The sequence below is a fragment of the Pseudoalteromonas sp. CO342X genome, from assembly GCF_004208915.1.
GTDB lineage: Bacteria > Pseudomonadota > Gammaproteobacteria > Enterobacterales > Alteromonadaceae > Pseudoalteromonas > Pseudoalteromonas maricaloris.
The window spans coordinates 1-18,263 of record NZ_SGPH01000012.1 but is presented as its reverse complement, the minus strand read 5'-3'; the positions used below and the strand labels follow the sequence as shown (position 1 = coordinate 18,263).

Below are 18,263 nucleotides of genomic sequence, written 5' to 3'. Positions count from 1 at the left end.
CTCTAAGCTATTTGAAAATTTTCGCAAATCACCTTATCTAAAAAAGAGATAACCATTCAAATAATCAAAATAATTATTCACAAAATACGAATAAGCATGTTAGCATGCGCCGCAGTTTCAGGGTGGCTAAATTTACCTAAACCATGAACAAAACATGGCTAATTTATTCACCACCGGTTGTATGAAATTCTCTCTAAACTCGGGACAGAAATGCACCACCTGCATAGTTACCCATTTCTAAAGATTGAAATTTCGTCACGTTTAATTCTTAATTTGAGGTTCCACCATCCATGAGTAAGCTCCATCCAAGCTTAGTCGCACTAGCTGTTAGTTCGAGTTTTTTTGTTGTTAATCAATCACAAGCAGAAGAAAGTAAGATTCAAGAAAAGTCAATTGAACGAATTCAAGTAACAGCCACTCGACGCGCAGGCACAGTTCAAGAAGCGCCATTAAACATTACTGCCGTCGACAGCGATGTGATGAGCGACCAAAATATTGGCGACCTTGAAGATGTAGCAAGATGGGTTCCTGGTTTGACAATCACAGAACAAGGTGGCCGTGAGGGCTCACCTATTATTGTTCGTGGCTTGAATACTAATTCGTCGGAACGTGCTTCTGACTCAGGGACAGTGGCAACTTACCTCGGCGAAATCCCAATCAATGTGGATTTGCGATTAACCGATATCGAACGTGTTGAAGTCTTGATCGGCCCACAAGGTACGCTTTACGGTGCAGGCACGCTAGGTGGTGCGATTAGAACCATGCTTAAAGCGCCAGTGCTTGACGTTATTGAAGGTAAACTAAGTGGTGACTTATTCAGTATCAATGAAAGTGACAGTCATGGTCATGAAGTAGGTGCTGTCTTCAATATGCCTATAGTGATGGATGAATTAGCCGTTCGCGCGAGCATTAACCGCTATCACAACCCCGGCTTTATGGATTACAATTATGTGGTTAAGCAAGCCGGTGTTTCAAACCCAGATCCTGATTGGTCAGATGCTGAGGATGTAAAAGCAAACATCAACGCAGTTGCGGATGCAAATGATGAAACCATAACAACCTCACGGGTTTCTCTACGTTGGTTGGTGAGCGAGAACATCGATACCACGCTGAACTATTTTCATCAGAAGCAAGAAAATGGCGCTAACTCAATTTCACAATATCAAAGCCTTGCAGCACAGCACCCGCTTGCCGATACGATCAAACCATACGAGTCAGCGTACCGTGTGCTTGAACCTAACGAGCAAGAAGACGACCTGCTTAGCCTTGAAATCAACGCCGATTTAGAGTTTGCTGATTTAGTTTCGGCATCCGGTTGGTCAAGCAAAGAACAACAAGGCCAACGAGATCAAACCGATCTACTTTATGATATTTGGCCGGGTTATGCGGATTTTCCTAGTTTTACCGCGTTGACTAAAGACACCACAGATCAAGACACTTTTACCCAAGAGATCCGTTTAGTCTCTAAAGGGGATAACGCGCTAAATTGGATTGCAGGGGTATATTACAGCAAACAAGAAATTAGTTCGGACGATAGAGAGTACACGCCAGGACTTACGGCGTTTTGGGGCGATGAAATCGACAATATTGAGCAAGATCTTGAGTATATTGCACTGACCAATGCCACCAGCAAAGAGTCAGCATTGTTTGGCGAAGTTGGCTATGCATTTTCAGACGATTTTAATATCACAGTGGGCGCTCGTTTCTATCGCTATGATGTTAAAACTGAGTCAGCGGCTGAAACCCCGCTCTATTCTGGTGGCCTGCCAAGCCTTGAGCAAATTTCATTTGAGCAAGTCAGTGCCAAAGACAATGGTAGCTTGTTTAAGTTTAATGCCAATTACACTTGGCAAGATGGACTGCTGACGTACTTCACTGTCAGTGAAGGATTTAGGTTAGGCGGTGGTAACGGATTGGAATCGTGCCCAGAAACACTACCAGAACAACAAATCATCTGTGCACTGCCGCATGAGCTTAGCTATAAACCAGATACCACCACTAACTATGAGCTGGGATTAAAATCTACATGGCTGAATAACAAGCTGCATTTTAATGCCGCATTATTCAGTGTTGATTGGGAAGATGCACAGATCTCATCCGTGACGGTAAACGGCCAAGAGATCATTACCTCTAATGCTGGATCTGCGAACTCTAGTGGGATTGAGCTATCAACACGGGCTATGTTGAACGATCAGTGGACGGTGTATGCAACCTATTCTTATGCAAAAGCACAGCTAACTGATGATGCACCAGCCCTGTTTGCGGTATTCAAAGAAGGTGACTATAGCGCTGAAGAAATCGCGCTTTACCAGCCGTACTATGACGGTGCGGACGGTGACCGCCTACCTGGCGCGCCAAAACAGCAGTTCTCATTCGGTTTAAGCTACGAGCAGGAAGTGTTCGACGACAAAATGCTTAACGTTAATTATGGAGTAACCGCACAGAGTGACGTATACACGAAAGTCGGACTCAAAGCTGACGGAGAGGTATTACCAGGATTTGCCTTGTCTAACCTCAGTGCGAAGCTTTCAAGCGAGCAATGGGCCATCACTTTTTATGTCGACAACCTGTTTGACAAATTTGCTTTCACCTCGGTAAGACGCGACAAGTCTTGGGCTGGTGAAGCTAAATTCGCGGCGCTAAACAAAGCCTTGCCTGAGCAGCAGCGAGTGTACGGACACTATGTCACAACACCTCGTACCGTTGGGGTCAAGCTTAACTACCAGTTTGAGTTATAATCAGCAAAAAACTAAAATAGAGAGTGAAGTTACCTTCACTCTCTTTACGTTGCGATGACATCATACAATCAGATCCAAAGCTATATTCAACAGCGTCAATTTCAAGCGGCGCATCACGCATTAGTCGCTCGCATTAATTCCAATGCCAACGATCACCACGCGTACGCCTTATTGGCCGAATTGAATATCGCTCTCGGTAACCTCAGCAAAGCGCTAAAAATTTACGACAAGTGCCTAAGTTTATTTCCCTGCGCACTTTACTCATTGAGCGCTGCCAAACTTGCGCTTTTTACCCAAGCACCATTAGTGGCAAAGCGTTATATTCTGCATTTGCTAGGTAACACACAGTTGTCGGGATCTGAGCACGATACCCTCGCAAATATATTACTGAGATTAAATCAATATACTGACGCTGGTTGGCATTTTAGCCATGCCTATACACGCTCACCACACTGTCCTGAAATCGCGCTCAACTATGCAATGCATTTAAAGATGTCTGGTGAATTAGCACAAGCGCGGACGCTGCTTGCCTCTTTAGTGCAAGCAAACCCAAGTAATGCAAAGTGCCAGTTAGCCTACTCAGAGCTTACTCCTGTAGAATTAGCATCGACTCGCATCGCTCAGTTAGCAACTGAAATAACAACGAAAACTGCACCACTTACATTACAACGGCTTTACCATGCGCAGGCACTCGAATACGAAAAGCAGGAAAATTATCCCAAGGCATGGCAAAGCCTTATTGCCAGTAAACAAGCGATAAGTGCCGAAATTTCCTATTCATCTAAACAAATGACTGGCTATTTTCAAGCACTTGGCAAGCTTCTAGACAAGCCTATTGATTTTGCTCCAGAGCAAACGCTTGCACCAGTATTTATCATTGGGCTACCACGCTCAGGCACCAGTTTAATGGAGCAGATCTTAGCGCAATTGCCACTACAACCGCTGGGAGAGACCAGTATATTGCCCCAAACACTTAGGTTTTCTCATGACTACGACAGCAATATTCAACATATCAGCCACGCCTATGAAGAAGCTAACGCCATTGAGCAATACCGTATCTTCACCACGCAGTCCGTTGCTGGTGCTCAACGTTTTATAGACAAACAACCATTTCATTTTTTCTTCATCGATTTGCTCGCAAAGGCGTTTCCACGCGCGAAATTTGTCGTGATGAAGCGAGACAGAACAGATACTTGTATCGCAAACTTCCGTCAGCTATATCAAACGAATAGCCCCTTCCATGGTTACTCATACCAGATGCAAGATATTCAAGCTATGTATGATGATACTTATGCGTTTTTGCAAGATGCCGCGCAAAAACATCCGACTCAAATTAAGTTTGTGAATTATGAATCGCTGGTAGAAATACCTCAGGCTGTGATGAAGGAAGTCTGTCAATTTCTCGAGTTGGATTGGCAAGACAATGCACTTCACTTTTATAAACAAGGTTATTACTCAGCGACAGCCAGCAAAATGCAGATCAGACAGCCATTGAACAATGCAAGTGTGGGCAAATATCGAAATGTATACCCAATATAGGAATATTGCCCCATTGCAGTGATGATGCTAACGTTAGACAAAAGGAATACAAAACAATAACGATATGAAGCAACTACTCTCTATTATATTTCTAACTGCATTAGCGGCCTGCACGCCATCAGAAATTACTAAGATAGAGCAAGAATTAACCCTTGCTCAACAGCAACGAAATTTAGATGCCCAACTTAACGCGCTCAAGTCGCTCAATGAATATGATAATAATAAGTGGCAAGCGTTATACCTAGAAACATTGAATGCCTCCACTTTGCTATCCGATGCACAACGCGCCTATGACAACGGCAACATTGTTACAGCCCAGATAGGAGCTGGACAATCCAAAGATATTAATAACTCATTGCAAGCGGATACATTGCTGCGTGCGTTATCTATCGATTACCCACTTACTGAGTTGATTGATGAATTAGTCCAATTGCACACGACAGCAAGTAAAAATGAAATATCGTTCACCTCTTTTTTTAACCACTCTCCTAGCAAGTGGAATACTATCGAGATCAATCAAAAGCTGCTTGCCATAAATACTAAGATAAAAACAATTACTGAGCAGATTGAAACACTGCAAAATATTCAAAGACAATCTCAAAGTTACCAAGCGGTATTAGTAGAAGCAAAACGGCAACGAGGTTTACTAGTTGAACAGGAAGCTATTTTTTTACGCCACTTGCAACAACAGTTCAGTGTTTTACATCAAGCTCAATTTGCAAAGATTTATCAAACAGTGACCGAACAACTTAATAACTTTGACGAACGAGTAGTAGCCTCAATGATCCGCCAAGATCAAAACAAGTTGATTGAGACGATGCAGCATCAAAGCGAGCTGTTGTACAATATTGATCTCATGCTAAAGCAGGCAGGTTCTGAAAGACATGCTGAATTTGAGCCTTTTTATCTTGCCTATATTCAATTACTGAATAAACCCAAAGATTACAGAGAGTATGTACGCAAGGGAGAAGCAGCGCTCACTTTATTTGAGCACGCCGGAGCCCCTCATAATTTTTATCAACAGTATCAAACATTAGTGTCAGAGCCACTAACACTGAGCGATGATTTACTCGCTTTTGCACGCTCACAAAATGAATCAAAGTTTTTGTATAGAAAATACTAGCGACTAGCTATCCACCATGCGAGCAGCACAATGGCCGTTGTGAGAATAACGGCTTTTATTTTATGTTTTTTAATTAGCTTTTCGGCCTGATCACCAGCAAAGTAAACGACCGCCGCCAAGCCAAAATAACGTAGTGAACGGGCAATACAGGTTGCAATTAGAAATTGTAATAGTGAAAATTTTGTGGCGCCTGCTGCTAACATGGCAATCTGAAAAGGTACTGGCGCAATACCTAAGGTCAACACAAACCAAAACCCCTGACTTTGCATCTGCGCTTTCACTTGCTCAAACTGAGACTGACTCGACAGCAGCTCAATAACGGAATCCCCCACGGCATCAAGTAAATAGTAACCCAACGCATAACCAAATAAAGCACCAATCACACATCCAACCGTCGCCATTAACGCAATTAGCCATAGCTTTTCTCGCCTTGCTTGCATAAGCGGCACCATCACGGCTTCAAGCGGAATAGGCACGATGGTTGACTCTAAAAAAGAGGCAACCGTGATCCCTTTGAGCATATTTTTTGATTCCACTAATCGCTTGGTCTTGTGCTTCAATTCAGCCGTTAACGCCATCACACTTCCCCTAATGTTCTCCAGCAATGGAGACAAGCATAGCCTAAGCTAAGTTTCTCCTTCCTGAATTAAGCAGTGCTTTATATATGCGGGTATTTGTATGTGCGGACAAATGCGGTACCCTGTTTTAGAGTGAATGGTTGGAGGGATGTTTCTGTGAATTATTTGGCGCATTTGTACTTTGCCAAACCGACTGCCGCATCGCACTTTGGTAACTTGCTCGGTGACTTTCAAAAAGGCGTGAATATACAAGCACTACCTAAACCTGTGCAACTTGGTCTACAAACACATAGGCAAGTCGATAAATTTACCGATAGCCACTCGATTACAAAATCCGCTAAACAACTTTTTTCGCCCACGCGTCGCCGTTTTGCAGGCATTGCACTGGATGTGTTATATGACCACTTTTTGATTAAACACTGGCAGCAATATCACAGCACCTCGCTTGACGACTTTAAGCGTCAGAGCTTTTCCCTGCTTCACGATAACTTGCACATCATGCCCGCACACATGCAACGAGTCGTTAGCGCAATGACACAAAATGATTGGTTTGCCACCTATGAATCCGTAGCTGGTGTGGGCCATGCGCTCGATAACATCGCTAAACGTATTCGTTTTCAAAACCAATTTGCTGGCAGTGAAAGGGATATTACAAAGCACTATCAACAACTAGAGTCAGGATTTAATGTCTTTTTTCCACAATTAATTGCCCACATGCAACAACAACTCATAGAATCTGAAATTTAGAGTAAATACTCCTCTATATTTGCTCCATGGTTATCAACTATAATGCAGATATATTTGTTGGTAATGGGGTTTTTTGCAGTGTTAAACAGAGTTAGGTTGCTTTTTGTCCAAGCACTATTTACGCTATTTTTACTTTTAACTCCGTTTTCCACCCATGCCAGTGCACTATTACCCACGCTTGAAACGTTGAAGCTGCTGTTAACCGATAACCCATCTGTTGCGCTTGAAGAAATTGACACACTCCTAAACAAAAACACGACGCCAACTTATCTTTCAGCAGCTTGGTTTAAACTCAGCCTAATGAAGATTGAAGCTCACTCTTTGCTTGGCCATTATGAAACTGCTTATCAGGCGATAGATGAGCTCAATCAGGTGTTAGATAAAGTGGCAGATCCTGATGCCAAGAGTAAATTGCTATTGAGTCACGCCACGGTGCTACTTAGTCAAAATCGCGCGACAGAGGCAGAAGAAAAGCTTAAGCTGGCACTCAACACCACCTCTCAAGCCGGTGAGCGGTTAATTGCAGATATTCATGATCGCCTTGCTCATATTAACCGCTTTCGGGCAAACTACCGTAGCGCGCTAAATCATGCCGAGCAGGCCATCCAAATTGCAAAACGCATTAATGATGTTCCGCGACTCGCAAGTTTCTATAACCAAATTGGCATTGTTTACGATTACATGGGCCAAATTGAGCAAGCTATCAGCTTCCATGAACAATCTCTTATGCTTCAGCGCAAACGCAATAACCAGCAAGGGATCTCCAACTCACTGTACAACATCGGCGAACTCTACCGTGATTTAGAAGAATTTCCTCTTGCACTATCACATTTTGAGCAGGCGCTCAGGGTTGATAAGCTATTAGGTAATCCGCGTCATATCGCCAACAGTTACGGTAAGATTGGCCAAGTTTTATATCAACAGGGAGAGTATAAGCAAGCTCAGGTGTTTATTCTAAACGGCCTTGCCCTAACAAAAAAAATGGAGGCTGACAGCGACACGGCTTGGCAATTAAGTAATTTAGTCAATGTCCAACTAGCTCAAGGTGATGTGAATGAAGCCTTAAATAGTGCAAATGAAGCGCTTACACTTGCGATAAAATCCGGTGCCAACCGAACAGAGCGCACCGTTAGGCTGGCACTTGCTAATGTCTATTTGGCTCAAGATAAAAGTGAAGACGCCAAAGAACAGCTTGAACTATTACTAAAGCAACCTCAGCTTGGCACTCAAACTCAAAGTGATATTCACAAACAGCTGGCCGCAATTTATCAACAAGCAGGCGAGTTTGAAGCCGCACTTGCTCAATTAAAACAATATCAGCAAGCACAAACTGAATTAAAGAAGGTTAGTGATAAAAACAAAGCGTACAAAATGGCATTAAACATAGAACTTGTGAAAAAGGAACAAGCGCTTAGCTTGTTACAAAAAGAACAGTCGCTGCAACAAGCAAATTTAGAAAACCTAAAGTTGCAGCGAGGCTTGGCCATCGCCTCTGCGCTGTTGCTGCTCGCAGGGCTTGCCATATACTTTTTAAGACAACGCCAGAAACAAAAACTAGAAGCCTTAGAACAGCACATGGCCGCGCGAGCTTTAGAGCAAAAAAACCAATTGCTCGCCGATATTTCTCACGAGTTGCGTACCCCGTTAACCGGACTAAAACTGACAATTGAGGCGATGCAATTTAATATCGAGCCTGATATTGATGTCGCCTATAAAAAAGTGAATAGTAAAATCAACCAACTAGATACCTTAATCTCGGACATTTATCAGTCCGCTCGGTTTGACAATAATGTGATGTCGTTAGAGCTCAGGCCGCTTGATATTAATACCATTGTCAAGGATTGCTGCTCTGAACTCACGCCTGTTTTTGCGAAAAAGCAGCAATCTCTGCGCTGTAATTTAAGTGAGCAAGTCTTGCTGGTAGAAGGCGACCCACAGCGTCTAAAACAGGTCATCCTGAACCTTTTACGGAACAGCCATTTTTACACCGATGCAGCGGGAACCAGTCTAATACATACACGCTTAGTCGACTCATATGCCATTATCACAGTGGAAGATTCAAGCCCAGGAGTAGCAACCTCGGAGCTAGATAAAATTTTTGAACGACTTTATCGCTGTGAACACTCCAGAAGTCGGGATCTTGGCGGCTCGGGGCTTGGACTTGCGATTAGCAAACATATTGTGTTGGCGCATCACGGTTCTATCAACGCCAATCATAGCCCGCTTGGCGGGCTACTCGTTGAAGTGAAGCTTCCGATTAAATCCGCTCAAAACGATATAGGCCACGCCAAATCACCGCAGTGATGTCACCTTTGTCATTCGTTTCAATGGTGACATCTGCGCCCCCTTCAAGCTCAATCAGGGTGTCTTCCTCTGTGGCAACGAATGCCATCAGGTTATCGCGAGCCATATCTAAGACGTTAAATCGCGTACCATCTCGGGTGATTTTCATTTTAAACTGATGATCTTTCTCATAAGCATACAGACCTTCCAATTGCTTTGCGCGTGCCTCAGGTAATGTAATCGCTGTTATTTTTTTACTGCGTAGAAAATCCCAGCCGTAATGTTCGCTGATGGCAATACGAAGCTCACCAAATACGGTACTCGCTGAGTCGCCATTGGACATCAACACCATACCCTCGCCTTTTTCTACATATGCTTCAAAACGGTTGCTAAAGCCTTTATTTTTACCACCATGGGTGAAGATAAGTCCTTGCTCACGCTGTTCAAGCTCTGGTCCCAAACCCCATACGTCATGATGAACTTCAAGCATTTGCTTCGCCAGCTCTGGCGTGATGGGCCCCACGGTATTGCCGGCATACGCTTGTTGTACGGCCATAATATATTTAGCAAGATCCACCGGAGTGGTCCAAAGACCAGCAGCGGCTTGTTCTGGATAAACATGCCAGTCCCCCTCGACTTGCTCGCCTTTATCGTCAAACGCAGCACTGGCTTTTGACCATAGCGTTTTTGGTAGTGGTTGCGCATAGGTACTATTGTGCATACCCAACGGAGTTAAAATTGCCTGTTGGACATACTCTTCAAATGGCATTTTTGTTACATCTGCCACGAGCAATTCCATTACCGTGTAACCACCGCCAGAATAGCGCCAAGCTTTACCTGGCAAAGTGTCAACCGTCACTAAGTCGGTATTGCCTTTACCCATTAAGACTTCAACATCGGTTGGAATTTTACTACCACGCACGTAGCCCGGAAAGCCATGTTGAGTGAGCCCCGAAGTGTGATTCATTAACTGTCTCAAAGTAACAGGATTGGCTTTGGTAAATTCGTTTGTTGGTACTTTCCAAGAGGTGAGATATTGATTAACGTCAGCATCTAAATCGACTTTACCGTCTTGTGCTAACTTTAATACCGCAAGCGCTGCAACGGGCTTACTAATTGACCCTGCCTGAAACAGTGTTTCAGTGGTCACTTTTCGATTTTGCTTTTTATCTGCAATGCCAAACCCCTCAGCCCACACCACTTTACCATCTTTGATCACGGCAAGGCTTAAGCCCGGCAAATGCGTTTCTTGAAGACGCGTCTGCAAATCTACAGGTTTATATTTTTGGCCTTCTAACTGCACTTTAGGTAAGAGGTTATGAGCAACTTGTTCAACTTGATGTTGAGCCGAGTCAGTGGCGAAGGATGTCTGACTTAGCAAAGACGAGCAAAATATGGCGCAGTACAATAGTTTCGGCATGATATTTCCCTTGTTATTATCATTATTCACTCACTTTACACACTGATAAATGTGCCGTGAATGAATAACAGTATAATCATGAGATGAAGAAAAATGCACCTACATCAACTTTGTGCCTGAGACACTCGGCGATTAACGGGGTAACGCTCGAAATCCTCCCAGTAATGAATTCCACCTATCATCTCTTTTACTTGATAGCCCATTTTTGCAAGCTTATACGCGGCCTTTGTTGCGCCATTACACCCAGGACCCCAACAATAAACCACGATTGGCGTAACCTTGTCATACTTAGTCATCGTCAGTTCGCTTATGTCTGCGCTTGGCATATTGACTGCGCCTTGAGCATGACTTTTGGCAAAGGCTTCATTCGACCTGACATCAAATAGCACAAAATCCTGCTGCCCCGTTAACATCGCCTGATAAACATCAGCACAATCCGTTTCGCAAGCCAGCTTCATTGCAAAATACTGTGATACATCTACTTTCATCTTTTAACTCCTATTTAAATACCTTGGGTCCTAAATAATCTGAGCTGCGGATAATTATTTAACCTGAGGTTTGGATAAGGAATGAGCTAGCTCATTGTTTTTTAATCACCTTAAACTATCGTCTTATCTAGCCAGAGAGTTTTGGGGATAACTAGGCGAATTTACGCACCAATAGCTGGCTATTGGAAGTGAATTCAACGCAGTTAGCGCTAAAACTGGCTGCTAGAAAGGCATTAATTATCCGAAGCTCAGGTTATTTAACCTCACCCGAGGTCAACTACGTTACGCACTCGACTGGCGTTAATGAATTCATATTTTTTGAAGGCGATGTTCATCATTTCAGAATAGGCAATCGCAGCAAGCTCATTTAAACTGGTGGTATTCAATACGTGATTGAGTTTAGTGCAATGGAGTTTTACCATTTAAGGTCGTTTGTTGCGGTTGCAGAAGCCCAAAATCTAACAGCAGCAGCGAAACGACTGTACACCACACCACCTGCTATCAGCGCCCATATCAAAGCGCTTGAGGAAGAACTCAATACCGTATTGTTTCATCGTTCTAGCAAAGGGATGCAGCTCACAGAACAAGGTAAGATCTTGCTAGACAAAGCTAAGTTAACGCTTGCAAGTGCAAATGATTTAATGCATACCGCAGCACAAGCCAAAACACTGCTCACAGGCGAGTTCAGACTTGGCTTGAACCACCCTATCGGCACCTCGAGCAAACTTGGCACACTGATAAAAACACTCAACCAGCACTTTCCAAGTCTTTCTTTTTCGCTGGAATTACTCTCAAGTGGTGTCATCGTCGACAAACTCAGTGATGGCCTACTTGATGGTGGGGTTATTTATGGCGAAGTACCTGCACATTTTAGCGCTGTACCGCTCACAGAAGTTGCAGTTACCACCGCTTATCCTGCATCTTGGCCTGTGCCATCACATAAAGCCGAATTAGCACAGATGACGTGGATACGTATGGGAAAAGGCTGCCCTTTTGATAAGCAACTTGATCAACAGCTAAGCGAAGTAAACGCGGTAAATATTAATGCTGCGGATGAGCGCTCCCGCTTGGCTTTAGTTAAGGCAGGGCTCGGCGTGAGTTTTATTGAAACCAACGCCATTGCAGATCAAGGAGCAGAAGTTGCCTTGTCGAGTTTGCTAGACTTTTCGCTCCCCGTACATTTTGTTGTGGCAAATCAAGCGCTCACAGAGCCTAAAGTGAACGCCGTGTACCAAGTCGTTTGTGCATCTATTGATGCTGCGCAAGGATAATCCCCTGCTGCTTTTTCGGCATTTTTTCGACTACAAGGCGAAATGAGTTATCCATCATCCGCTCAAGTTCTCCAGTAGGAATGGAGCCATCGAGCACCACCGTGTTCCAGAGCTTTTTATTCATGTGGTAACCCGGTAACACCGCACTAAAAATATCTCGCAGCGCTTGCGCTTCATCAGGATCGCATTTGAGATTTACGCGCCAATGGGGATGCTCGTCATCTTCTTTGCCCATTTTACCAAGCGCCAACGTCGCGAACATTTTGTCTTTCACTTTATATACTTCAACGCCTTCACCAAAAGGTTGACTTACGCTGGTATAGGGTTTTGCAAGCAAGTAGTCGTGTACTTGTTGATGATCCATCTTATTCTTCTGCCTTTAGGTTAATCGTTGCCGCTTAGTAGTAAAGCATAATACCAAGCGGCGTAGTAGCATAAATTACTCAACCTGAGGTTTGAATAAGAAATACGCTAACTCATTGTTTTGAAGCTCAGGTCACTCAGGTTGTGGTGCCTGTCCTTGCCAACTCCAACTTGGAAATAGTTCGCCATTCACGACGGCATTATTACCAGAAAACAGTGAGTGCGGCCTTTCTTGCGTTACCCAATTTGTCGCAGAGGAGTGCTCCAACTCAAAAACCACGTTCCCAAAGAAGCTGTAAGGCCCTGACAAGGTCGAGTTTCTATAAGCAGCAAACAAGGTTTGGCCGCCCATCATCAGTTCACCAACACTACTTTGCTGGTCGATTTCGGCGGCGCCTTTACTCCAGATCATTAATAGGTTTATATGCGACTGCCCATCTGCTAAAAAGTAGCCATTTCCAGCAACTTGTACTGCGTCGAACTGGTTCCCTTGGGTACTTCTAGCATTGGCGGTGTCAAACACATATGCTGTCATCGCCTGATTTCCGGCTACAAATTCAGCAAAAGCGCCCCCTGCTATTTTCACTTTGGCTTGGTTTAGATTACTTAAGTAAAGGTTACTATTATCTGTCACGATATAGTGGTATTCAGGCTCAGTGCCTTGCACTTGAGTCGCGACATTATCCAATCTTGCCATTCCCTGCGCCGTCACCGTTACGCTACTTTGCTGAGCGGTGCTAACAACCCCTAAGTTATTGAGCTTAACCGAACCAGACTCCACTAATATGGTCGGCTGCACGTCGTTTAGCGCCGCAGAGATAACATCTTGAGTATTATCAGACCCTGAAATGGTGATACCACGTCTCGTGATCTTAATTGGGCCCTGACATTGTCCTTGAATAGCAAAGGTAATTTCATCGACAGGCCAACTTACTTGCTCAACGGCACGTTTCAGTAAGCTGGGGTTGGTATGACAGTTGATAGCAAAAGTATACGACCCACTGGTACTTTGTGATGCAACTTGCTTTGCCAAGACATGCAGCTTTTTGACATCGCTGTCATTTATATCCTTTGCAAAAACATGGGAAGCGCAGATAGCGGATGCAACCAAACTGGTTGCAAATATGCTTGTACTTAATTTCATTTCCTTATCCTTTACACGTTTAATCCTGCCAATTGCAGTACCCTAAATCCTAATACAGATCTAGATATAAAATGCACTGTATATTTAAACACTACTGACACTCCCTGACACAACATCGTGGTTTACTCATCTTGAACTCAAAAAGGAGAAAGACCATGCAACAAAATGTCGTAGAGATTGTAAAATTTAAATTGGCTCTTGGTGCTACAGAGAGTGACATTATGAGTGTAAACCCAGCATTTACCGAGTGGGTTGAACAGCAACCTGGGTTACTATATCGTTCGTTGACTAAAGACAGTCAGACTGGCGAGTATTTAGATATTATTTATTGGCAATCGATGGAGCATGCTAAAGCGGTTTCGGCGCAATTCCCAACAACCGAAGTATGCCAAAGATTAACGCAATACATAGACAGCGAGAGTGTCACCATTAGTCACAGTAATGTGCTCTCTCAAACCCCATGTAGCGGTTAATCAATCTGAGATTTGAATAACAAGGAAAACCCGTGCATAAATCAGAACGTCTCTTTCAGTTAGTGGATCTGCTCAAGGGTCGACGATTAGCGGTTACCGCTAAATCATTGGCCGATCACTTTACGGTATCTGAGCGTACGATTTATCGCGATATTCAGGACTTACAAAGTTCTGGCGTGCCAATTGAGGGGGAAGCAGGTGTCGGCTATATCATTGGTGATTACCCACTGCCCCCTATGATGTTTAGCTATGATGAACTCACCGCATTGTTACTTGGTAGTAAAATGGTTGGAGCATGGACGGATCCCGAACTTAGCGCGCATGCAAAAGCGGCCATTGCCAAAATCGAGGCCGTGCTACCCGCTCACCTCAAACAACAGCATGACCACTCCCCTTATTTGGTCTCAAGTTTTAAGCACGGACCGCAACAACAATCCTTTAGCGCTACACTTAGGCTCGCCATTGCGGCTAAGCAGTGTGTACAACTTGAGTATCAAGACGTTGCAAAGCAACAAACCCAGCGTATTATCGAGCCACTCGGATTGGTTTATTGGGGTGGAAAGTGGACGCTGGTCGCATTTTGTCAGCTCCGCAGTGATTACCGTGAATTTCGCTTGGACCGTATCACCGCGATACATAAAAGTGAGCTGACCTTTACCGTACGTCCTGATAAAAACCTCAATCATTATGTTGAGTTAGTTAAAGCCAAATACGCCGAAGAAATTGCACAATACCAATGCCAAGCGCCTGATAAAAGTAGCAACTAATTCTAAGCTCACTGCCCGATTCATATTTTGTTACTAATACTTGCGCATCTAAAACCAACCTTTTCAAACTACACCGCGACTAATTTTGTAAATCAGACTTACTCCTTCGAGGTGCTTATGAAAACCACAAAATCAATACTCATTATTTCGGTAACACTGGCTTTGAGTGCCTGCATTGGCTACTCCAATGCAAATACAACCGAGCCGCAAACACAAGGCAGCTACCGGCTTATCGCTTACCAAGACTGTAACCCAATAATCAAACACACCATGGACGCCGAACAGGTGGCCGCATACAAAGCACTCAAAGCGGCAGAGCTTGATATGTCAGCTTCTGAGTTACCAATGAAAGATATTGAAGACAAGCTCGCACTGCTCAGCAAAGAAATGGAAGTCATTAGTAAAGAGGCGATACAAGAAGACGACGATCGACTTGTGATCAATAAAGCGCTACTGGCAAAACAAGAAGAAAAGGCCAAGCAGATTGAGGCAGTAATTGAAAGTCACGCCGCTAATTTTGATGCCATTGACGACTATGCCGAAAAAATCGAAGCCGCAGCAAATCGTTTTGATAAAGCTTTGAAACCCATAATCGGTGACTTAAAAGAGGTCAATATTAATATCATCGAACCCGGTGAAACCCCAAGTGCCCGTTGCCTCGCGTCAAGCTAAGCAAGTTGAACTGATTGAATGGAGGAAAATATTCCTCCAACTGTATTTGCTCATCACTTGCCTTACCATTTAGACAAATTGATATGGACTTTGACTGACAGGCGACTTTGAGCAAAATATGGCTACTTATACCCGACTAGAATTAAAAACGAAGAGGAGACAGCTACTTTTTATAGTAAAACGTTTCTAATCACTTGTGAGATAGTATCTAAATTCTTCAAGCGTGGTTCTACCTCGATCACTTCAAGTCCCTTTATAGCCTCAGCGTCATCCATAAAAAAGGCAGAATCATATCGCCCTGTAGTTTTGCTCTTTACATAAACTAAAAAGTAACAGTGTTGATGTGCCTGATCGAGCCTACGCAAAAAGTCTATTTCTTCCGCAGTTATATTTGGTTTCACTAGCGAATGAATTTTGGATACAAAAACATGTTTTATGTAAACCACCTGTTGACCTTTGGTATATTTAGAAATATCGTGTAACCCATAGCCCGGCACGGCTGTGACTACAACTTCATCAATTTTTAGTAAACTTAGCATGTTCATTTTCTGTTTTAATGTTTCAACTTTATTGTTAACATTATGTTTAATTAGATGCGCAAAAGTCTCCGCATCATAGAAAAAAGGAAAAGGACGTGATTAATGGCGATGATTTAAAAGCAATGAGAAGAAAGGCCGGTATCTCGCAAGAACAGATGGCAAAAAAGCTTGGGTGCGATCGTAAAACCATTAGTAACTATGAGCTAGACGTAAGCGATATAAGATCAAAGCAACTTTTTCAGTGGTTTATGTTCTGCAAAATAGACGCTAAATCTTTACTTAATCAGATCAAGCAAATTAGCAGTGATTTGAATAGTTCTGCAAAGACAAAAATACAGGATGATGAATAATGAAAAAGGTTAAACTTCTTGATTTGATAAGCCGCATTTACTTTTTTTTATTTAGAGTTGGCGTTAATACAGCAGCGTTTCAAAAATTAGCAACTGCTAGCGTTGTGACTAATCAAAACTTACTACATTCAGAAAGTATACAATCTGTAGTCGGCGGAAATAGCGCCTCGAAGCCCCCAAGAAAAAATGCCGTTAGTTCAGATAATGTTGAAATAATTCCGATCGATTATTTTAAAGGGTAAGTAATGAAACTCTCACATTTGATTCTACTTAGCATTGTTTCTATCGCCATTTTTTATATTCAACTTTGGGATCACCGGATCGTTATCCCCCTTTGCCTAATAATACTTGGAACTTGCATGCTATATGGCTCTTACATAAAGGAAGTTAACATGATTCATATTTCGGGTATTATGTTTACTTTTACAGCGTTGAATCATGCAGTATTCGAGTTAGGCTTGATAAATGACTCCGTACCATCTGAGAATCAGCTCTTACAAGGAACAATAATCTATGGAACCCAGCTTCTATTTAATATAGTTACAGCTCTACTTTTGATTTTTAGAGTACAGTTTTCGCGCTCAATATCTCAGTCCAAAGATGTGGCATTGACATATTTTGATGGAATATTTCATTGGTTTTTTCTTTACATGGGCTTAATGAACCTATTAGCTATGCTAGAAAACATTGCATGGTCATACTTTGAAATGAAATCTTGGACATTTATATACGACAATTTTGAGGGGCTGATTTATGTCGCATGGTCAATATGTTGTGGTACAGTGTTAACCATGATGATTTGCGGAGCAAAATCATACACCCCACAAGAATCTGAACTTTCATGAGCCGTAAAAACCAGATTTCTCTCTGGTTTTTTTGCTTTTGTATTCACAAGCTGTAGTAAGTAGAACCTCTATGCTCTGATAACAGGTTTCAACGCCCATCCAAGGGCTACGACTTACTTTTCTTTGATGCCATGCCCAAAGAACAAGTAAGCAAAAGAAAGGGCACTTCCAACACCACACTGACTCCTCAAGTGAACAGCTAACAGACAACTTGCTCCCCCTTCATCACACCCGAAAAACATAAGCCGATATGCAATGTGCCGACAGGATGTCGGCCAAGTCTTGTCTGGCACAGGGACGTGCCTTACAAGACGGTTGCACTATATCGGCTTAGGATTTGAGGATTAAGTGTGATACTGGGGCGACGTTTTCTTGGTTCGTTCTTTTTCGTCGTTTAAAAAGAATGAACGAGGAGCGCATGAATGCGCTTTGATATTAAACATGGAGGTTTATGTTGCTAACGACTGGTAGCTCGAAATTTACCGTAAAGTCAGCCCGTCCTCCTGACGGATTTCGACGCCCATCCATGGGCTACGACTTACTTTTCTTTGATGCCCAAAGAACAAGTAAGCAAAAGAAAAGGCACTCCCAACATCACACTGACTCCTCAAGTAAATTGCCAATATGAACGTCACCGCGGTGTAAGGGCCATCCTTGGCCCTGTCACCGCTTTTCACGCATCCATGCGTTGAAATGACTCATTGGCAATTTACTTTCGGGTGTGATGAGGGAGACACAATGCGCTGATAAGTTCTTTTGGTGCTTGTAAGCGACTTAGCTGCTTCAGGAGATAAAATCAGAATTAACAATCAGCGCTACTTTCCTCTCTCCAGCACACCCAATAAACATTCGAATGCTGAGTAAAAAAAATGAGTTAAAAATGCTTGCCTTTTATGTAACAATAGCGCGCAAATAAAAACCAA

18 protein-coding genes are annotated in these 18,263 nt (G+C 43.1%); 12 read left to right on the top strand and 6 right to left on the bottom strand.

The genetic code is table 11. The annotated features are described in order from the left end of the window. Window positions 1-290: 290 nt before the first annotated feature. The 3 genes from EXT47_RS03985 to EXT47_RS03975 all read left to right on the top strand — a co-directional run bounded on the left by EXT47_RS03985 (window position 291) and on the right by EXT47_RS03975 (window position 5,400). Complete coding sequence (locus EXT47_RS03985; protein ID WP_039496759.1) at window positions 291-2,738, top strand: TonB-dependent receptor; 2,448 nt, start codon at window positions 291-293, stop codon at window positions 2,736-2,738. Between the two features lie 54 nt (window positions 2,739-2,792). Continuing rightward, entirely contained in the window at window positions 2,793-4,277 is a 1,485-nt protein-coding gene (locus EXT47_RS03980) for a sulfotransferase (RefSeq protein WP_130125931.1), read from the top strand. A gap of 64 nt (window positions 4,278-4,341) precedes the next feature. After that, on the top strand, window positions 4,342-5,400 hold the full coding sequence (locus tag EXT47_RS03975; protein ID WP_039496757.1) for a hypothetical protein: 1,059 nt from the start codon (window positions 4,342-4,344) through the stop codon (window positions 5,398-5,400). Here the strand turns inward: EXT47_RS03975 and EXT47_RS03970 are convergent. Then, window positions 5,397-5,978 carry a YqaA family protein gene (locus tag EXT47_RS03970; protein ID WP_039496756.1) on the bottom strand — a complete coding sequence of 194 codons (582 nt, stop codon included), beginning with the start codon at window positions 5,976-5,978 and terminating at the stop codon, window positions 5,397-5,399. The two genes, EXT47_RS03975 and EXT47_RS03970, sit on opposite strands and share 4 nt — an antisense overlap. Before the next feature lie 156 nt (window positions 5,979-6,134). Between EXT47_RS03970 and EXT47_RS03965 the strand changes: the two genes are divergently transcribed. Both EXT47_RS03965 and EXT47_RS03960 read left to right on the top strand, forming a co-directional pair. After that, a complete protein-coding gene (locus EXT47_RS03965; RefSeq protein WP_039496754.1) occupies window positions 6,135-6,725 on the top strand; it encodes an ACP phosphodiesterase in 591 nt (196 codons plus the stop codon). Window positions 6,726-6,821: 96 nt separating this feature from the next. After that, window positions 6,822-9,029 carry a tetratricopeptide repeat protein gene (locus EXT47_RS03960; RefSeq protein ID WP_240701591.1) on the top strand — a complete coding sequence of 736 codons (2,208 nt, stop codon included), beginning with the start codon at window positions 6,822-6,824 and terminating at the stop codon, window positions 9,027-9,029. Here EXT47_RS03960 and EXT47_RS03955 read toward each other — a convergent pair. Both EXT47_RS03955 and EXT47_RS03950 read right to left on the bottom strand, forming a co-directional pair. Beyond that, a complete protein-coding gene (locus EXT47_RS03955) occupies window positions 8,983-10,428 on the bottom strand; it encodes a serine hydrolase (protein ID WP_130125930.1) in 1,446 nt (481 codons plus the stop codon). The genes EXT47_RS03960 and EXT47_RS03955 overlap by 47 nt on opposite strands. 104 nt (window positions 10,429-10,532) lie before the next feature. Next, a complete protein-coding gene (locus EXT47_RS03950; protein WP_039496749.1) occupies window positions 10,533-10,916 on the bottom strand; it encodes a rhodanese-like domain-containing protein in 384 nt (127 codons plus the stop codon). A gap of 389 nt (window positions 10,917-11,305) precedes the next feature. Here EXT47_RS03950 and EXT47_RS03940 point away from each other — a divergent pair, with 389 nt between their 5' ends. After that, window positions 11,306-12,187, top strand: coding sequence for a LysR family transcriptional regulator (locus EXT47_RS03940; RefSeq protein WP_130125928.1), 882 nt, complete (start codon window positions 11,306-11,308; stop codon window positions 12,185-12,187). Here EXT47_RS03940 and EXT47_RS03935 read toward each other — a convergent pair. Further along, on the bottom strand, window positions 12,165-12,551 hold the full coding sequence (locus EXT47_RS03935) for an MmcQ/YjbR family DNA-binding protein (protein WP_130125927.1): 387 nt from the start codon (window positions 12,549-12,551) through the stop codon (window positions 12,165-12,167). The genes EXT47_RS03940 and EXT47_RS03935 overlap by 23 nt on opposite strands. 132 nt (window positions 12,552-12,683) lie before the next feature. Further along, window positions 12,684-13,694 (bottom strand): hypothetical protein, encoded by a 1,011-nt coding sequence (locus tag EXT47_RS03930; protein WP_039496747.1) that lies wholly within the window; start codon window positions 13,692-13,694, stop codon window positions 12,684-12,686. Between the two features lie 155 nt (window positions 13,695-13,849). Between EXT47_RS03930 and EXT47_RS03925 the strand changes: the two genes are divergently transcribed. The 3 genes from EXT47_RS03925 to EXT47_RS03915 all read left to right on the top strand — a co-directional run bounded on the left by EXT47_RS03925 (window position 13,850) and on the right by EXT47_RS03915 (window position 15,606). Next, a complete protein-coding gene (locus EXT47_RS03925; protein WP_039496744.1) occupies window positions 13,850-14,167 on the top strand; it encodes a hypothetical protein in 318 nt (105 codons plus the stop codon). A 32-nt stretch (window positions 14,168-14,199) separates the two neighbouring features. Further along, a complete protein-coding gene (locus tag EXT47_RS03920) occupies window positions 14,200-14,934 on the top strand; it encodes a YafY family protein (RefSeq protein ID WP_130125926.1) in 735 nt (244 codons plus the stop codon). 117 nt (window positions 14,935-15,051) lie between these two features. Next, on the top strand, window positions 15,052-15,606 hold the full coding sequence (locus EXT47_RS03915) for a hypothetical protein (protein WP_130125925.1): 555 nt from the start codon (window positions 15,052-15,054) through the stop codon (window positions 15,604-15,606). Window positions 15,607-15,776: 170 nt separating this feature from the next. Here EXT47_RS03915 and EXT47_RS03910 read toward each other — a convergent pair whose 3' ends face one another. After that, the gene (locus EXT47_RS03910; protein WP_130125924.1) at window positions 15,777-16,145 is read right to left on the bottom strand and encodes a hypothetical protein; all 369 of its coding nucleotides are present in this window, start codon (window positions 16,143-16,145) and stop codon (window positions 15,777-15,779) included. Window positions 16,146-16,240: 95 nt separating this feature from the next. Between EXT47_RS03910 and EXT47_RS03905 the strand changes: the two genes are divergently transcribed. The 3 genes from EXT47_RS03905 (at window position 16,241) to EXT47_RS03895 (ending at window position 17,340) form a co-directional block, all read left to right on the top strand. Continuing rightward, window positions 16,241-16,495, top strand: coding sequence for a helix-turn-helix transcriptional regulator (locus tag EXT47_RS03905; RefSeq protein WP_130125923.1), 255 nt, complete (start codon window positions 16,241-16,243; stop codon window positions 16,493-16,495). Then, on the top strand, window positions 16,495-16,737 hold the full coding sequence (locus EXT47_RS03900; RefSeq protein ID WP_130125922.1) for a hypothetical protein: 243 nt from the start codon (window positions 16,495-16,497) through the stop codon (window positions 16,735-16,737). Before EXT47_RS03905 ends, EXT47_RS03900 begins: the two co-directional genes overlap by 1 nt. Before the next feature lie 150 nt (window positions 16,738-16,887). After that, window positions 16,888-17,340, top strand: coding sequence for a hypothetical protein (locus EXT47_RS03895; RefSeq protein ID WP_226898891.1), 453 nt, complete (start codon window positions 16,888-16,890; stop codon window positions 17,338-17,340). The last annotated feature ends 923 nt before the right edge of the window (window positions 17,341-18,263 follow it).